We start from the raw sequence: 17579 nt of genomic DNA, 5'->3' as shown, positions 1-17579 counted from the left end.
TTAAAAATCAGGGCGGTGGTGATAAGGGTCACACTCTGTCTGGTTTTATTAATTTCAAAATACGGGTGGTAATTAATAACTTTACTTACGAAAAGATGAATTAAGTTTATAAAAAGAAATCATTACGGCCTTCACATTTCTGGCTGAATGCTCGTGCTAATTTCATGCTGAACCATTTTATAAATGGCGATTTAAAATTATTAAATATAAAGAATATTTTTGAACACGGGAGTTATCGGTTTTTACTCCTGTTTTTATATCCGAACCTACTAATCAGGTGATTATATGAAAGATAATCCTGTATCGACTTCTCCGTTCTCCGCGCGTTTTACGTTAGGGTTGAGTAATGCCGAAGTGGGCGCTGTCCCACTGATGTTGTTTGTGGGCATTGCGACCATCGTGGCGACGTCCGCATGGGCGGGGCTGCTGCCGAAAAATATGATCGGTGGACTGGCGGTGATCATGACGCTCGGTTTCGCCTTTGCCAAAATCGGTCGTCAGATCCCGCTGTTAAAGGACATCGGTGGTCCGGCCATTCTCTGCCTGATGGTGCCATCCATCCTGGTCTATTTTGGCGTGTTCGAAAAACAGACGCTGGATACCGTACACCTGCTGATGAAAGAGGCGAATCTGCTCTATTTCGTCATTGCCTGCCTGGTGGTGGGAAGCATTCTGGGGATGAACCGGGTGCTGCTTATCCAGGGGATGATCCGCATGTTTGTACCCCTGGTTGTCGGGACGCTGATGGCGGTAATGAGCGGGTTAATCGTCGGCTCGCTGTTTGGCTATACGCCTTACCACACATTTTTCTTCATCATCGTGCCGATTATTGGCGGCGGGATTGGTGAGGGAATTTTGCCACTGTCGCTGGCGTATTCGGCCATACTCGGACAAGCGCCTGACGTTTACGTCGCACAGCTGGCCCCTGCCGCCGTCGTCGGTAATATCTTCGCCATCATCTGTGCGGGTACGCTGGCGCGTCTGGGAACGAAACGTCCTGCACTTTCGGGAAACGGCATGCTAACCCGCAGCAAGGACGATCAGAATCTGTTTGCGGGGGTGCAAAGCGTTCAGCAGACGGATTTCCACCTGATGGGGGGCGGGCTGCTAATGGTGTGCGCATTTTTCATCGTCGGTGGGCTGTTTGAAAAACTTGTGCACATCCCTGGTCCGGTGCTGATGATCCTCATCGCCGTGCTGTGTAAGTATTTCAGGGTGATTCCCGGTTCCATGGAACAGGGGGCGCACAGTTGCTATAAGTTTGTCTCGGCAGCGCTGGTCTGGCCGCTGATGATTGGTCTGGGCATGCTGTACGTGCCGCTGGAGAGCGTGGTGGCGGTCTTCTCGGTGGGCTACGTTGTGGTGTGCGGATCGATCGTGATTGCGATGGCGCTGAGCGGCTATTTTGTTGCATCGCGTCTGAATATGTATCCCGTGGAAGCGGCGATCGTTACCTGCTGCCACAGCGGGCTGGGTGGGACAGGGGACGTGGCGATTTTATCCGCCTCTAACCGCATGTCGTTGATGCCGTTCGCGCAAATCGCTACCCGTATCGGCGGCGCATCGACGGTGATTTTCGCCACGCTGCTGATGGGCTGGATAATGGCGCACTGATTCGAAATATCAGGAGACTGAATCACAACGGCATTTTGTGAATGCCGTTGCGGTTCAGTCCTTTATAAAAGTCGCCGCGCTGGATAGAATTACCCCATCCACAGCGACCGGATACACCACTATGACCGGAAGAGTCGATTACCAGATTGAAAAATATCTCCTTACCGAAGCCGCCGAGCCGGAACGCCTGACGCGCCAGTGGGCAGAGGTGCTGGAAGAGTGTCGTGAGCAAAAATCCGGTGCTGAGGAGCGCTTGCGCCTCGCGCTGCTAAATGTGGATTATGTGACCAGCTTCGAGCTTCCCTTCAGGCTTCTCCTCACCCGTGCGCCACAGCTGATAGACGGCGTCAGAAACGAGCTTCAGCTTAGTCAGAAAAATGTTCTGTTTAACGGCAAGCGCTTTGGCTGCGTCTATAGCCTTAAAAAGGATCTCAACGGAATACCTGACGAGTTTACCTATCAGTTGAAAACGCGGATCCAGCGCAGTGACGCGACAGGATGTAATGAAGTCCCTTACCGGCAAATCGCCCAGCAGGTGAAAGCGCCCCGCGAACGACTCAAGCTGGCGCTGGAAAACGGACTGTCCGTGACGGCGCTCGACGGGCTTTTCTGGTTTGGTATTCAGCGCATCGCGGCGGATGTTCAGAGGTTACGCAAAACGGGGATCAGGATAGTGACATCTGAGGCCGAGGTGTTTGATACGCTCACCAAAACAACCCGACGGATCCCCGTTTATCGCATTGAAGGGGCAGAGACTATTTAACCTGCAGCAGTATCTCCATCAGCCCCGGAAAGCGGGCATCCAGATCCTCTCTTCGCAATGAAATCATATTTTCCCGCCCCTGCGGGCGCTGCCAGATAACGCCGCTGTCGCGCAGTACGCGCCAGTGGTGTGTCATGGTGGATTTCACTACATCCTCCGGGCGTAGCGCATTGCAACTCAGTTCACTGCCGTCGGCAAGCCTGCGAATTATCGAGAGGCGGAGCGGGTTGCCGAGGGCGAACAGCACGTTTTCCAGGAGTATTTGTTCAGGTTCGGGGTGGTTTGGGATCATGGTTTTCCTGCGTGAAATGTCAGATTGAGCTATATCAACAATAGGTCAATCGTTAAAAAATAGTTCGATAATACTCGTACAATAGGACTATTATAACAAACGAACGAATATACGACCATCCCGGTCGTCACAATACAGTCTTGAAGACTTAAGGAAATATCATGCCCCGACCCATCCCCCTCGAACGTTATCGCAACATCGGTATCTCCGCGCATATCGATGCCGGTAAAACAACCACCACTGAGCGCATCCTGTTTTATACCGGGATGAGCCACAAGCTGGGTGAAGTACACGATGGCGCGGCAACCACCGACTGGATGGCTCAGGAGCAAGAGCGCGGTATCACCATTACCTCCGCGGCGGTCAGCTGCTTCTGGCCGGGTATGGACCGGGGGTTTGAGCCGCACCGGATCAACATCATCGACACTCCGGGGCACGTGGATTTCACCATAGAGGTGGAACGTTCCATGCGCGTGCTCGATGGTGCCGTGATGGTGTATGACTCAGTAGGCGGCGTGCAGCCGCAGTCGGAAACCGTCTGGCGTCAGGCGAACAAATACAAGGTTCCACGCATTGCGTTCGTCAACAAAATGGACCGTCCGGGTGCCGATTTCTTCCGTGTCGTGCGGATGATGCAGGAACGCCTGAAGGCCAATCCGGTGCCGATTGTGATCCCGGTTGGCGCAGAAGAACATTTCACCGGCGTGGTGGATCTCATCAAGATGCGCACCATTCTGTGGGACGATGCCACTCAGGGCATGGCGTTTAACTATGCGCCGGTACCTGACGATCTGCTCAGTACCGCGCAAGAGTGGCGCGAAAAAATGGTCTCTGCGGCGGCGGAAGCAAGCGATGAACTGATGGATAAGTACCTGGAAACGGGCAATCTTGATGAAGCTGAAATCATTAAGGGGCTGCGTATTCGCACCATTGCCGGTGAAATCCAGCCGATGCTGTGCGGCAGCGCCTTCAAAAATAAAGGCGTGCAGCGCATGCTGGATGCCGTGATCGAACTGATGCCGTCGCCGCTGGACGTGCCGGCCATTGACGGCGTGGATGAAAAAGGACAGCACGCGGAGCGTCATCCGAGTGATGACGAACCGTTCTCGGCGCTGGCGTTCAAACTGATGAGCGACCCGTACGTCGGGCAGTTGACGTTTATCCGCGTCTACTCCGGCGTGCTGCGCAAAGGCGACGCGGTGTATAACCCGGTAAAAGGGAAGAAAGAGCGTATCGGGCGTATCGTGCTGATGCATGCGAACGATCGCCACGAGGTGGACGAACTGCGCGCGGGCGATATCGCGGCATGCGTGGGTCTGAAAGATGTCACGACCGGTGACACGCTGACCGACCCTAATGCGGTCATCACGCTTGAACGTATGGAGTTCCCGGACCCGGTAATTTCTCTGGCGATCGAGCCGAAAACCAAGGCCGACCAGGAGAAAATGGGTATCGCGCTGCAGCGTCTGGCGGCAGAAGACCCGTCGTTCCGACTCCATACCGACGAGGAGTCTGGCCAGACGATTATCTCCGGGATGGGCGAGCTTCATCTGGAAATTATCGTCGACCGCATGAAGCGTGAGTTTGGCGTGGAGGCAAATATTGGTCGTCCACAGGTAACGTACCGTGAAACCCTGCGTAAAGCGGTGAAGGACATCGAAGGCAAATTTGTCCGTCAGACCGGCGGTAAAGGGCAGTACGGCCATGTGGTGCTCAGCCTTGAACCGTTAGAGCCGGGCAGCGGCTTCAAGTTTGAAGATGCCACCAAGGGCGGCGTGGTGCCGCGCGAGTATATTCCTTCCGTTGAGAAAGGACTGCGTGAGGCCATGAACTCTGGGGTGCTGGCGGGATATCCGGTCGTGGATGTGAAAGCCACCCTGACGTTTGGTTCGTATCACGACGTCGACTCCTCGGAGATGGCCTTCCGCATGGCGGCGATCCTGGGCTTCAAAGAGGGCGCGCGTAAAGCGGATCCGGTCATCCTGGAGCCCGTGATGCACGTGGAGGTGGAAACGCCGGAAGAGTACGCCGGAAATATTATGGGCGATCTCTCTTCCCGTCGCGGCATGGTGCAGGGGATGGCAGAGCAGTACGGCAGCCAGATTATTCGTGCCGACGTGCCGCTCGCAGAGATGTTTGGCTATGCCACCACACTGCGTTCGATGTCCCAGGGGCGCGCGACCTATACGATGGAGTTCCATCATTTCGCAGAAGCACCGCGGAATGTTGCGGATGAGATTATTTCGCGGCGAGCTAAGTAGTTAATTAACTGCACATGGTAGTCGCTAGGCTACCATGTGCTTTTATGACCTAAAAGATCTCTAAATATCAGCATCCTAGCTTTTCATCGATTAAGTCATTTTGTAGCAGTAACGTTTCTTGAAAATTCTACCCTGGCGACTGACTGTACTTTCCAGGCTCCATTTTCTTTGACCATGCAGTCAATGACGATGTGATCCTGCTTTTTTCCAAATGCGATATATACATTTACGCATACAGGATCTGTGTCACCTGCAATTGCGGCTACATTGCTGGGCCAGTCATTGCCAATATCCTGCGCTTTTAAAAAAATATCCGCGTCATAAAAGTCATCATCAGCGTAGTTAGGATCCTGAGCATGACGAAGTTTTTTCATTGTGGATGCAGTGACAAATTTATCGATCTCGCGGCTGTCAGTTATTGGAAAGGCATCCTTGCTAATTTGATTAACATACCATTTATTGAAATTAACAGCCTGTTGAACGGGATCGTTTTGTTGCGCCAACGCTGAGCAAGAGCCCAGAAGTAAAATCAATAAGGCTTTTTTCATATTAGTTGTGCCTGTAAATAGTTATTTTGGGTTGGAGCTTTCGATATGTTGACCCAGGATAGAGGCTGTTTTGTTTGAAATCAGAATACCAGGTTCCAGAACCATCATAAATGCATGCGTGTCCGTTCTGGTGTGGGCCGGGGAGTGCGTCAATAACAGCAACATCACCCTCAATTGGGGTGCCGTAAGTTTTTGTGAATCCGGCTTTCTCAAGAGAACGCCAGAAATCTTTGGCATCAGCTCCTTCAATTTTCAAGCCTCCGGCACGGATCGCTGCGGCCACTGCGCGGGCACAATAACCAGAGCTTTTTTGATGTGCGTGACTGCGGGCATATGAAACGGCTTCCCTTTTATTCCATGACATAGATATTTCCTTAGTGTGAGCATTGCTAATGCAACAACTGCAGAATATCCTCCGTTTTATTTCGCCGTGGTAAACATAAAATGCCATGGAAAATTTTTATATTTCAGTAGGATATGATTTACGAAATCAATCCAACGCCTTCACTATCTTCCCACTCACCACAAACGTCCCGGCCCCAAGATGATGCAGCGTATTCAACTTATCCCCGTCAAACTGCCAGCGTCCGGCGACAAACGCGCGTTCGTCTGCTGCTGCTGAAACCACTTCACCAAACAGGGTGTCATATTTTTCTGCCGCAGAAGTTACAGGTAATAACCGACACTCCATCCACGCCAGACATTTCTCTTCAATAACCGGCAGGCCAAGTTCAGGACCGTTCACGACCGGGATCCCATAGCAGTTGAATTTATCTTCATCGCGTCCGCTAACGTTACCGACCGCGTATGTCCAGTTGGCTGCTGCCACGCCGGGGATGACGATACCAAATTTCCCGCTGCGCTCAATCAGCTCACGTGACCAGGTACTTTTATCCACGACGATCGCGATGCGCGGCGGTTCAAACTCAACGGGCATTGACCATGCGGCGGCCATCACGTTGCGTTTGTCGAGGCTTTCATCCCGACTGGTGATAAGCACAGTCGGACCGTGGTTCAGCAGACGGCTGGCATGACGTAATTCAACAGGGCGAAAGTGATTCATAGAGGCTCCTTATTTACTTTGATGAGTATGACGAAAAAGCACGTAAATCAAAGTGGGCGCATAAAATTAGTTTATAAACAGAACATCACAATCAAAGGAAACTGATTAATGTCCCCATTTCTGACCGCCTATTTCGCTCGCATTGGCTGGACGCAACCGACCGCGGTTGATATCGACACCCTGCGCGCGCTGCATTTACACCACAACTGTGCGATCCCTTTTGAAAATATTGATGTCGTCCTGCCGCGAGAGATCCACCTTGAGGATCAGAATCTGGTCGACAAGCTGGTCTCCGCGCGCCGCGGAGGCTATTGCTTTGAGCAAAACGGCCTGTTCGAACGCGTATTGCGCGAAGTTGGCTTTACGGTACGCAGCGTGCTGGGGCGCGTCGTTCTGGCGAATCCGCCGCAAATGCCGCCGCGTACACACCGCCTGCTGCTGGTGGAGCTTAACGGTGAACGCTGGATTGCCGACGTAGGGTTTGGCGGCCAGACGTTGACGGCGCCGATTCGTTTGATTGCCAATGGAGAACAAGAGACGCCGCACGGGCTGTATCGTCTGCTGAGTGAGGGTAACGACTGGGTGCTGCAGTTCCGCCACCACGAGCACTGGCAGTCGATGTATCATTTTGACCTGACGACGCAGTATTTCAGTGATTATGTGATGGGGAATTTCTGGTCGGCGCACTGGCCGCAGTCGCATTTCCGTCACCATCTGCTGATGTGTCGTCACTTGCCTGACGGCGGCAAGCTGACGCTGACTAACTTCAACTTTACCCACTGGCAAAATGGCCATGTGGTGGAGCAGATCCATTTGCCGGACGCTGAAGCGCTTTACCGACTGATGCAGGAACGCTTTGGACTGGGCGTTGACGATGCAAAACACGGATTTTCACTGGCTGAGCTCACGGCCGTGATGGCGGGTTTTGAAACGCAGGGAAAATAACTCACTTCGCTATCGGCCGCGAAACTCGCGTCGATAGCGGGAAGGTGAGGTATTGAGCAGATTGTGAAAGTGACGGCGTAAAGAGGTCGTCGAAGGAAAACCGACGCGCTCGGCAATGTCATCCACCGGCTGGTCGGTTTTTTCGAGATAGCGCTGTGCGACGATGATGCGCTGGTTGAGTAGCCAGCGCGAAAAACTTTCCCCCGTGGTTTGCTGGAACCGCCGGGTAAAACTGCGTCGGCTCATGCAGGCTTTCTCCGCCACGCAGTCCAGCGTGAGTGCGAGCTGGAGATTCTCCGTCGCCCAGGCCAGCGCATCGGTGAAATAATCCCCGCGACGCGTATTCTGAACCGGCAGCTCGACATACTGCCGCTGCCCGCCCTGGCGGTGCGGCGGTACAACCAATAAGCGCGCCACGCCGTTTGCCACTTCAGCACCCCATGCCTGACGCACCAGATGCAGGCAGCAGTCAATACTCGCCGCCGTTCCGGCGGAAGTGACAATGTCACCATCATCAATATAAAGCACGTCTTTATCTATGTGCACGGAGGGATAGAGGCGCTGAAAATCAGCCGCCCATCGCCAGTGCGTTGTCGCAGGACGATGTTCCAGTAACCCGGCGGCGGCAACCACAAATGCGCCCATGCACAAACCCACAATGCGTGCACCCGCAGCATGGGCCTTTTGCAGCGCCAGCAGGAGGTCGGGATCCGGGGCTCGCTCGGGAACATCCCAGCTTGGGACGATCACCATATCCATTCCGACCAACGCATCCAGCCCGCGTTCAACAACGATCGAAAATCCGGCATTGGTTTTCAGTACGCCGGGCGTCGTGGCGCAAACGACTAACTGACAAAGGGGGTCGCCTTGTGGCGTGAGCGCTTTTTCAAACACGGCATACGGCACCGAAAGGTGAAAAGGGATGATGCCATCAAATACCACAATACCAATTTTCAACGTCATATAAGCCTCCATGTGCCAGCCAGTATAGAAGTCTGGCTGGCGCCAGGGATCAAGTCCGGTCTTATTTTGTGACCGGCAGTGCCATAACGCCTTTGGTGGTCATTACCTCAGCGAATACATCGGCCACACCGGCTAATGCCGCCCGCTGCAGCGTTTTGTGATCCACCACGCCGCCCTTGCCGTCATCCAGATCGCGCGTTGCCGTTGCATCTTCAGGAATAATCACGCTGTAACCCAGCGGTACAGCGTCACGCGCGGTGGACGAAATGCACATATGCGTCATCAGGCCAATAACAATCACCTTTTTAATCCCTTTTTTCTTTAATTGCGCATCCAGATCGGTGCCAACAAAAGCGCTCGGGGTCGCTTTGGTGATAATGGCGTCTTGTGCAGAAGGCTGCAGATCTTTATGGAACTGCGCAGAGAGAGAGCCCTCGGCAAACAGCGGGCTGTCTTTCGGCCCCATATGACGAACGAAGTAGACCGGCATCCCTACCCGGTGGGCGTAGGTGACCAGTTTTTGGCTGTTTTTCAGCACGTTTTCACCCTCCGGGATCACCATCTGACCGCGAAAATCTCTTGATGCGTAATATTCGTTTTGAATATCCACCACGATTAACGCAGTTTCAGACGCTGATAAGGATGGGGTAGCTTCTGCGCCCGTTATTGCGCGAATGGTTTTGGTATTCATGCGGGTTGTCTCCTGCGCGGTAGCACAAGTGGAAAAGGCGCTCATCATGCCGATCATCACTGCCGTACGAAAAAATGGTTTCATCACGATCACTCCCTCTGTGTTGTGTTCGGGAGCCATTATTCCTCACCGTCTCCAGCGGCAGGAGTGACCTGAAGAACCAATAACGGTACTTTTGGGCCAAATTACTGCATAAACTTGCTGATCCAGGGGCTGTTGTTTTCACCAGACCAAAGTTGAACAAGCATCTCTCTGAATTTTTCCGCAGCCGGGCTGAGCGGCGTTTCACGGCGTTGGACCAGCCCCAGCGTACGGCGTATGACGGGCTCAATCAGCGGACGGCTGACAAGGACATGATGTTCATCGGTCGGCATCGCCAGGCTGGGAACGACCGACACGCCAAGACCCGCTTCCACCATCCCCAGCGACGTTGACAGATGACGCACTTCATAAAACCAGTTCGGTTTCCAGGCCATTTTCTCGAACGCCTGATCGATAAGCGAACGGTTCCCGCTGGAGCGCCTTACGCCGATCAGCTTCATGCCTGCCAGATCGTCCCATGTCACCAGCGGTTTCTTCGCCAGCTCATTGTCCCGTCGGCATGCCAGAACAAAGGGTTCATTCACCAGCGGCGCAAAATCGATATTAGGATGTGTGACGTTTATCATATTTATGCCGAAATCTGCGTCGCCATTTAATACCGCTTCGAGACAATCGCTGGCACTGTGCTCAAGTATGCGGATACGGATGTTTGGATAGTCATTGTTATAATCTCGTATCACTGAAGGCAGAAAATAGAACGCGGCAGTCGGGATACAGGAAACGGTAATAACCCCTGCCTGATGGGTCGCCATCTCTTTAATACTCAGGATCGCGCTTTCATAAAAATCGATTAAATTCTTCGCTTTAGGTAAAAATTCCCTTCCCACGGTTGTGAGCTTGACGCTGCGCGTGGAACGTTCAAACAGCGTGGTCCCCAGGCTCTCTTCGAGCTTCTGAATTCTGCGTGTTAAAGCCGGTTGTGAAATATGAAGAAATTGCGACGCTTTTGTAAAACAACCGATTTCTGCAATTTTTACAAACGCTTGTATTCCCTGTAATTCATGCTGCATATCTGCACCTGATTATTGCTTTCCTATAACCACGATAACGTAATGGCTATTAATGTGCAAAACGTATTAATCCTGCTTTTTTTGACATTAGAGTTATCAACGGGAGTGTGAAAACCTAATTGCGTTCCTGATAAACGCGAAATGAGAAAAAGACATGTTAAAGATCCCTTGCGTATTAATGCGTGGCGGTACCTCAAAAGGCCCAGTCATTCTGGCCAGCGATCTGCCTGCGGAAACTGAAGCGCGTGATGCGGTTTTACTCAGCCTGATGGGCGCAGGCCACGAGCTCGAAATTGACGGCATTGGCGGTGGAAGCCCGCAAACCAGTAAGGTGGCGATCGTCAGTCCGTCCGACAGTCCGGACGCGGATGTGGATTACTTATTCGCCCAGGTGATGGTGAACGAACGTCGCGTCGATACCACGCCTAACTGCGGCAATATGCTTTGTGCCGTGGGCCCCTTTGCCATTGAAAAAGGGCTGGTGATGGCGCAAAGCCCGGTGACGACGGTGCGTATCCGCAATCTCAACACCGGGACACTGGTGGATGCCGAAGTGCAAACGCCTGATTATCGCGTCGTGTATGAAGGCGATACCCAGATCGACGGTGTGCCGGGTACAGCGGCACCGATTGGCTTAACCTTCCTGAATTCAGCGGGGTCGAAAACGGGGAAACTGCTGCCAACAGACAGCGTGACAAACATGTTAGACGGCATTGAAGTTACCTGTATTGATATGGCGATGCCGATGGTTCTGATTGACGCCTCGGCGCTGGGCAAAACAGGCGGGGAGTCACCTTCCGAATTAGATGGCGATAGGGCGTTTAAGGAAAGGCTGGAGAAACTGCGCCGCCAGGCTGGCGCGGCGATGGGGTTAGGGGACGTGTCCAACAAAGTCATCCCTAAACCGGTTCTTCTTAGCCGGGCGCGTAACGGCGGAACGCTGCAGGTGCGTTATTTCATGCCGCATACCTGTCATAAATCACTGGCGATTACCGGCTCGATTGGTATCTCAACCGCAACGCTGATTGAAGGCTCCGTCGCCGCCAAAATTGTTGCCGATCGTCCAAAGGAACGCTTTACCAATATTATTGATATTGAACACCCCAGTGGAAAAATATCCGTATCGTTGCTGAGGGACGGAAATAACATCGAAAATACCCGAGCTGCGGTTATTCGCACGTCGCGCAAGTTATTTGAAGGTGTCGTTTGTGTGCCAGAAAAAATGCTCTCTGAAGTAGATTAAGTAAAACCTGAACTAAAAACTGATTCATCTTAAATAAATCACACTCTGTACCTTAACTATAATACTGAGGTTATTATGGCGTTAACGCATGCTAACAATACCCTGAAAGCTCCCGATCCGGTAAAAGCCAGCGCGCATATTCGTGTAATTCTGGCGCTGGCATTATCCGGGCTTGCGGAACTTGCTTCGTTGTTTTTTATTCAACCGCTGCTCCCGACACTTGCTGTAGAATATAATGTCCCGGTCAGTCAGGTGAGTATTATCTTATCCGCAGAAACGGCACTGCTGGCAATTGGGCTGCTGTTTACCGGGACGTTATCCGATCACTATGGCAGGAAGCGGTTAATTATCGTCTCCCTCCTGCTGGGCGGCATTCTGACGCTGCTATGCCCGCTGGTGGAATCCTGGACGATGCTGGTGGCGCTGCGTGCGGTAATTGGTCTGGCGCTGAGCGGCATCGCGGCGGCGGCAACCGCCTACATCAGTGAAGAGGTCGCACCAGTGGCGGCAGGCATCGTGACGGGATATTTTGTCTTCGGTAATTCGATGGGCGGAATGTCCGGGCGTATTGTCGCCAGCCAGCTGATCGATCACGTTTCAATCAATGTCATCTTTTACGGGTTTGCGGTCAGCCTGATTGCGGTTGCCATTCTGGTAAAGTTCCTGCTGCCAGAATCGAAAAACTTTACGCCTACGCAAAATCTTAATGTAATGCGCATGGTGAAAGGGGCGGCATCGCATTTCAAAAACAAAAATCTGGCGCTGGCGTTTGTTATCAGCTTCATTATTTTCGGCGCATTTACCTCACTATATAACTATCTGGCCTTCTTCCTGAAAGGCGAGCCGTTCCATATTTCACCAGCAAACGCGGGTCTGCTCTCCTTTAGCTTCGCCCTGAGTTTCTTTACGGCTCCTCAGGCAGGTCGATTATCGGCGAAATATGGCGCAATGAAAGTCCTGCGCGTGCTGTTCCTGATGATGGCCCTGGGGATGCTGCTGACGCTGACGTCAAATGTCGTCACCTTCATTGTTGGCGCTGTGATTTTTACCGGCTGTTTCTTCGGCTGCCACTCTATCGGTTTAAGCTGGGTCAGTAAAAACGCAACGCATGCAAGAGGCCAGGCCGTCGCGCTCTATTTATTCTTCTACTACATGGGCGGTTCGGTTATAGGGTTTATCAACGGTTTCGTCTTCCATTCAATGGGCTGGCAGGGAATGACCGGATTTATTCTGGCATTACTTGGCGTGGGCGTTGTGGTGGCAACGTATCTGGCATCCGGAAATAAACAGGTGCTGGTTCCAGCGCAGTCAGCTGAATAAATAGCATGGCAATGTGTTCACGCCTCCGGGCGTGAACACAGAATGAGCACGTATATCAATCGGGTATTATTATGAAATTAGCAAGCTATATTCATCAGGGCCGTAAAAGCTACGGAATTTATACACAGTCCGGCATTATCGATCTGGGTAATAAAATCGGTCATCACTATGCGACATTGAAAGACCTTCTGCAATGGGATGCGGTTGACGTCGCCAGGCAATATCACGATTGCCCTGTGGATATGATGCCTGAAGACATTACCTTCCTGCCCGTGATAGAAGAGCCGGGAAAGATTTTCTGCGTGGGGATGAATTACGCGGAAAAAAGAAAAGAATTTGCCGAGACGAATAATGCTCCCACGCTGTTTATCCGCTTTCCTGATTCCCAAACCGGACATGCGCGGCCGGTTTTAAAACCGGTTCTCTCCAGCGAGTTTGATTACGAAGGCGAGCTGGCCGTGATCATCGGTAAACCCGGTACCCGAATTGACGTCGAAAATGCGCTCAGCCACGTCGCAGGCTACAGCTGCTACATGGATGGTTCCGTCCGCGACTGGCAGCACGCCTGGTTCACCGCCGGTAAGAACTGGAAGCAAACCGGCGCCTTCGGCCCGTATATGACTACGGCAGATGAGATCCCCGACCCTCACGCGTTGACCATCTATACCTGGCTGAACGGCATGCTGGTCCAGAATGACTCCACCGGCAGCATGATCCACAAAGTAGCGGATCTTATTGCCTATATCAGCACGTTTACCTCCCTCAGCGCCGGGGACGTGATCATTACCGGCTCGCCCGGTGGTGTTGGAAAAAAACGTAATCCGCCTCTGTTTATGCGCGATGGCGATCGCGTCGAAGTTGAAATCGAAAACATTGGCCGCCTGATGAACACCATCGTGGAAGCGCAACCCCAGCAGCAAGAATTAACCGTCTAGACGCTCAGGAGAGAGACGATGTACACCGCCACCACGCCAGAATTTGAGGTGATTAAAGCCGGTAACGTTCAGGCCAGAGAGGAGGTAGCCCGCTTCCTGGCCCGCAACGGTTTAGGCATTGATAATGATATTGAGCAATTTATCGTTGCGCGCTATCAGTACCAGCTTGTCGCCTGCACCGGCATTGCGGGTAACACGCTAAAATGCATTGCCGTGGATGCCGGGTGGCGGGGCACGTCGTTAAGCCTGACGTTAATTCATGAGGCCGAGCTTCTGGCGGCACAAAACGGCGAACATCAGCTCTTTCTTTTTACCTGTCCGGATAACGTAAAGTCATTTCGCGGATGCGGGTTTTATCCCCTGGTGACGATCGAGAACTGTGCGGCATTAATGGAGAATTCGCCGGTCGGTATTCATCGTTACTGCAGCCAGCTGCGTCGCCATCATTTCGTACCCGGGCAAAACATTGGCGCGATTGTGATGAACGCGAATCCGTTCACCCTGGGCCATCAATATCTTATCGAGCATGCGGCCAGCCGGTGCGACTGGCTGCATGTATTCGTGGTGCAGGAAGATGTCTCCGCTTTTTCGTTTAAAGAACGGTTTGCGATGGTCAGAGACGGCGCGCGGCATCTGCAGAATGTCACTGTTCATCCGGGGTCGTCGTATATTATTTCTCGCGGCACATTCCCGGGCTATTTCCTGAAAGATAAGCAGGTCATCGATAAAGCCTATGCTGCCATTGACCTCATGCTGTTCAGACGTTATATCGCCCCCGCGCTGAATATTACTCATCGTTTTGTCGGTACCGAACCTTTTTGCCCGTTAACTGCGGAATATAACCGGGCGATGCACCGCTGGCTGGAAGACGAAACGTGTTCAGCGGTGCGTGTCAGCGTACACGAAATAGAAAGAAAAACGGATGGCAATAATGTGCCTGTCTCGGCTTCAGCCGTTCGTCGTTTATTAAATGAAAACAAACTCTCTGCCGCCAGCCGCATGGTGCCGGCCACCACGCGCGCGTTTCTGAATAAAGAGGTACAGCATCAGCCTTGTTTATCCGAACCGATGTCGGCAGCGGTTTAACCGCAATATTACAGGAAAAATGATATGAAAATTGTGCAAGCCGCCATGGCGGGAACGCTGGAGTCCAGCGACCTGATGGTGAAGGTGAGCCCCGTCGAGAGCGGGCTGGATGTGGTCATCCAGAGCGAAGTGTATAAGCAATTTGGCGACCGAATTACTGAGGTTGTCAATGAAACCCTGGCCGCGTTCAACATCGAGCAGGGGCTTGTCGTTATTGATGATAAAGGCGCGCTGGACTGCGTGATCCGCGCCCGCGTGCAGGCTGCTCTGCTCAGAGGAATGGCCCGGGAAGACATTGCATGGGAAACGTTATAATGAAAAAGTTACGCCGCAGTATGTTATTTATTCCCGGATCAAGTGCCGCCATGCTGTCAACGGCATTTATCTATAAACCTGATTCCATCATGTTTGATCTGGAAGATGCCGTCGCGCTAAAAGAAAAAGACAGCGCCCGTCTTCTGGTATTTCATGCCCTGCAACATCCGATGTACAACGATATTGAAACCGTTGTCAGAATTAATCCGCTGAACACACCTTTTGGATTAAAAGATCTTGAAGCCGCCGTCAGGGCGGGTGTCGATGTCATTCGTTTACCCAAAACTGATTCCCCGGAAGATATTCATCAGCTCGAACGTGAAATCGTCCGCATCGAAGAAAGCTGCGGGCGTCCCGTTGGCTCAACGAAATTAATGGCGGCGATAGAATCTGCCGTTGGCGTAATTAATGCTGTTGCTATTGCGAAATCCTCCGACCGCCTGATGGGGATTGCGCTGGCCGCCTTTGACTACGTGATGGATATGCAAACCGAACGGGGCGACGGGACGGAGCTGTTCTATGCCCGGTGCGCCGTATTACATGCCGCGCGCGGAGCCGGTATTGACGCCTTCGACGTGGTGTACGCCGACGTGAACGACGAGGCCGGTTTCCTGAAAGAAGTGGATCTCATCCGCCGGATGGGCTTCAACGGTAAATCGCTGATTAATCCGCGACAAATCGAAATTCTTCATAACGCCTACGCGCCAACGCAGGAAGAGGTGGATTACGCAGAGCGCGTGCTTGCCGCCGCAGAGGAGGGTGAACGCAACGGACTGGGGGTGATTTCGCTAAACGGCAAAATGATCGATGCGCCAATCATCAACCATGCCCGCGTCGTGATCGAACGCAAAAATGCCTCCGGCATTCGTCAGTAATCCCCTTTACCGCAAGCGACAGGATGAAAAATGAAAAACCAAACTGAAACCCTGCACCACATTCCTGGCTCTCGCCGTGAGTACGTCGCCTTCAGCGGCGCTAACGCGACGACGCCTTATCTTGCTGACAGCCAGCAAAAGTCTCAGCGCAAACTGTTTACCAGCGTGGACGATGTGCTGGCTCGCTGCGATCTGCATGACGGCATGACTGTCTCTTTTCATCACGCCTTTCGCGAAGGGGATAAGGTCATCAATTACGTGATGGATAAGCTGGCTCAGCGCGGCCTGAAGGGGATCACGCTCGCGTCCAGCTCGCTGATGTCGTGCAATTCGCCACTTATAGCGCACATTCGCAATGGTGTGATCGGCAAAATCTACACCTCCGGGATGCGCGGCGAACTGGCGGATGCGATTTCGCACGGCCTGATGGACGAGCCGGTGCAGATCCACTCCCACGGCGGGCGGGTGAATTTGATTCAGAAGGGCGAAATCGCCATTGATGTCGCGTTTCTGGCGGTCTCGTGCAGCGATGAATACGGCAATGCCAGCGGCAACGGGGGCACCTCTCAGTGCGGCTCTCTCGGCTATGCGATGGTCGATGCGAAATATGCCAGAAAGGTGGTTTTGCTCACCGAAACCCTGAAGCCTTTCCCCAACCTGCCAGCCAGTATCATTCAGGATCAGGTTGACTATGTGGTGCAGATTGAGAGCGTCGGCGACCCGGCAAAAATCAGCGTCGGCGCCGCCAGGGTGACCAGCAATCCGCGCGAGTTGATGATTGCACGTTCTGCCGCTGACGTTATCGAACACTCCGGCTATTTCCGCAACGGCTTTTCCATTCAGACCGGTTCAGGCGCGGCGTCCACCGCCTGCACGCGGTTTATGGAAAACCGTATGCGCAAGCACAATATTGTCGCCCGCTTCGCGCTCGGCGGGATCACCGGCAGCATTGTCGATCTGCATCAGAAAGGGTTAATTGAAAAGATCCTCGATACGCAAAGCTTTGACGGCGCGGCAGCAGCCTCCATGGCGGTCAATCCCGACCATGTGGAGATCTCCACCAACGTCTATGCGAACCCGGCCGCAAAAGCCGCCTGCTGCGACAGGGTGGACGTGGTGATCCTCAGCGCGCTGGAGGTGGATACCCAGTTTAACGTTAATGTCCTGACCGGATCCGACGGCGTGATGCGCGGCGCATCGGGCGGACACTGCGACGTCGCCGCGGCGGCAAATCTCACCATCGTGGTTGCCCCGCTGATCCGCAGCCGCATTCCTACCGTCGTCAGACAGGTCACCACCCTGGTGACGCCGGGTGAAAGTATTGACGTTTTGGTTACCGATCACGGTATTGCCGTTAACCCGGCGCGCCCGGAGATCCGCGAACGTCTGATTAACGCCGGGCTGGCCGTTGTCGACATCGACGCGTTGTATCAAAAGGCGCTGCTCATCTCGGGTGAACCTAAGCCTGTTGCGTTCACTGATCGTATCGTCGGCGTGGTGCGCTACCGCGACGGCAGCGTGATTGACGTGGTTCGTCAGGTGAAGGAGTAATC

The 17579-nt window shown here is 53.0% G+C and carries 18 protein-coding genes; 11 read left to right on the top strand and 7 right to left on the bottom strand.

What is annotated here, in order from left to right:
• The first annotated feature begins 285 nt into the window (after nt 1-285).
• Together ACTJJA_RS07325 and ACTJJA_RS07320 are read left to right on the top strand one after the other, a co-directional pair.
• Nucleotides 286-1614 (top strand): 2-hydroxycarboxylate transporter family protein, encoded by a 1329-nt coding sequence (locus tag ACTJJA_RS07325; RefSeq protein WP_440667129.1) that lies wholly within the window; start codon nt 286-288, stop codon nt 1612-1614.
• Between the two features lie 121 nt (nt 1615-1735).
• Nucleotides 1736-2377 (top strand): helix-turn-helix domain-containing protein, encoded by a 642-nt coding sequence (locus tag ACTJJA_RS07320; RefSeq protein ID WP_440667127.1) that lies wholly within the window; start codon nt 1736-1738, stop codon nt 2375-2377.
• Here ACTJJA_RS07320 and ACTJJA_RS07315 read toward each other — a convergent pair.
• A complete protein-coding gene (locus tag ACTJJA_RS07315; protein ID WP_047023136.1) occupies nt 2370-2669 on the bottom strand; it encodes an ArsR/SmtB family transcription factor in 300 nt (99 codons plus the stop codon). The genes ACTJJA_RS07320 and ACTJJA_RS07315 overlap by 8 nt on opposite strands.
• Before the next feature lie 161 nt (nt 2670-2830).
• Between ACTJJA_RS07315 and fusA the strand changes: the two genes are divergently transcribed.
• Nucleotides 2831-4930, top strand: coding sequence for an elongation factor G (fusA, locus tag ACTJJA_RS07310; RefSeq protein WP_440667125.1), 2100 nt, complete (start codon nt 2831-2833; stop codon nt 4928-4930).
• 95 nt (nt 4931-5025) lie between these two features.
• Here fusA and ACTJJA_RS07305 read toward each other — a convergent pair whose 3' ends face one another.
• From ACTJJA_RS07305 to ACTJJA_RS07295, 3 genes are all read right to left on the bottom strand, one after another.
• Nucleotides 5026-5478 carry a DUF3828 domain-containing protein gene (locus ACTJJA_RS07305; RefSeq protein ID WP_440667123.1) on the bottom strand — a complete coding sequence of 151 codons (453 nt, stop codon included), beginning with the start codon at nt 5476-5478 and terminating at the stop codon, nt 5026-5028.
• A 1-nt stretch (nt 5479) separates the two neighbouring features.
• The gene (locus tag ACTJJA_RS07300) at nt 5480-5842 is read right to left on the bottom strand and encodes a CHAP domain-containing protein (protein WP_421510413.1); all 363 of its coding nucleotides are present in this window, start codon (nt 5840-5842) and stop codon (nt 5480-5482) included.
• 126 nt (nt 5843-5968) lie between these two features.
• Nucleotides 5969-6541 carry a flavin reductase family protein gene (locus ACTJJA_RS07295; protein WP_440667121.1) on the bottom strand — a complete coding sequence of 191 codons (573 nt, stop codon included), beginning with the start codon at nt 6539-6541 and terminating at the stop codon, nt 5969-5971.
• 108 nt (nt 6542-6649) lie between these two features.
• Between ACTJJA_RS07295 and nhoA the strand changes: the two genes are divergently transcribed.
• The gene (nhoA, locus tag ACTJJA_RS07290; protein ID WP_440667119.1) at nt 6650-7486 is read left to right on the top strand and encodes an N-hydroxyarylamine O-acetyltransferase; all 837 of its coding nucleotides are present in this window, start codon (nt 6650-6652) and stop codon (nt 7484-7486) included.
• A 9-nt stretch (nt 7487-7495) separates the two neighbouring features.
• Here the strand turns inward: nhoA and ACTJJA_RS07285 are convergent, their stop codons facing one another.
• The 3 genes from ACTJJA_RS07285 to ACTJJA_RS07275 form a co-directional block, all read right to left on the bottom strand.
• Nucleotides 7496-8449: a GlxA family transcriptional regulator gene (locus tag ACTJJA_RS07285; protein WP_440667117.1), complete on the bottom strand. Its 954-nt coding sequence runs from the start codon at nt 8447-8449 to the stop codon at nt 7496-7498.
• Between the two features lie 61 nt (nt 8450-8510).
• Complete coding sequence (locus tag ACTJJA_RS07280; protein WP_440667115.1) at nt 8511-9224, bottom strand: isochorismatase family protein; 714 nt, start codon at nt 9222-9224, stop codon at nt 8511-8513.
• Between the two features lie 101 nt (nt 9225-9325).
• Entirely contained in the window at nt 9326-10252 is a 927-nt protein-coding gene (locus ACTJJA_RS07275; RefSeq protein ID WP_303568669.1) for a LysR family transcriptional regulator, read from the bottom strand.
• A 154-nt stretch (nt 10253-10406) separates the two neighbouring features.
• Here ACTJJA_RS07275 and ACTJJA_RS07270 point away from each other — a divergent pair, with 154 nt between their 5' ends.
• From ACTJJA_RS07270 to citF, 7 genes are all read left to right on the top strand, one after another.
• A complete protein-coding gene (locus ACTJJA_RS07270; RefSeq protein ID WP_440667113.1) occupies nt 10407-11495 on the top strand; it encodes a 4-oxalomesaconate tautomerase in 1089 nt (362 codons plus the stop codon).
• Between the two features lie 75 nt (nt 11496-11570).
• Nucleotides 11571-12815 (top strand): MFS transporter, encoded by a 1245-nt coding sequence (locus tag ACTJJA_RS07265; RefSeq protein WP_440667111.1) that lies wholly within the window; start codon nt 11571-11573, stop codon nt 12813-12815.
• Nucleotides 12816-12886: 71 nt separating this feature from the next.
• Entirely contained in the window at nt 12887-13750 is an 864-nt protein-coding gene (locus ACTJJA_RS07260) for a fumarylacetoacetate hydrolase family protein (RefSeq protein ID WP_440667109.1), read from the top strand.
• Between the two features lie 18 nt (nt 13751-13768).
• The gene (gene citC / locus ACTJJA_RS07255; protein ID WP_440667107.1) at nt 13769-14836 is read left to right on the top strand and encodes a [citrate (pro-3S)-lyase] ligase; all 1068 of its coding nucleotides are present in this window, start codon (nt 13769-13771) and stop codon (nt 14834-14836) included.
• Nucleotides 14837-14860: 24 nt separating this feature from the next.
• On the top strand, nt 14861-15151 hold the full coding sequence (gene citD / locus ACTJJA_RS07250; protein WP_023335831.1) for a citrate lyase acyl carrier protein: 291 nt from the start codon (nt 14861-14863) through the stop codon (nt 15149-15151).
• Nucleotides 15151-16026 carry a citrate (pro-3S)-lyase subunit beta gene (gene citE / locus ACTJJA_RS07245; protein WP_440667105.1) on the top strand — a complete coding sequence of 292 codons (876 nt, stop codon included), beginning with the start codon at nt 15151-15153 and terminating at the stop codon, nt 16024-16026. The genes citD and citE overlap by 1 nt, the downstream gene beginning before the upstream one ends.
• 30 nt (nt 16027-16056) lie before the next feature.
• A complete protein-coding gene (gene citF, locus ACTJJA_RS07240) occupies nt 16057-17577 on the top strand; it encodes a citrate lyase subunit alpha (RefSeq protein ID WP_440667103.1) in 1521 nt (506 codons plus the stop codon).
• Nucleotides 17578-17579 lie beyond the last annotated feature (2 nt).

Source organism: Enterobacter sp. 22452 (assembly GCF_052045065.1).
Classification (GTDB): Bacteria; Pseudomonadota; Gammaproteobacteria; order Enterobacterales; family Enterobacteriaceae; genus Enterobacter; species Enterobacter mori.
Note: the sequence above shows the minus strand (reverse complement) of the source record. Positions and strands in the feature narration are given on the sequence as shown.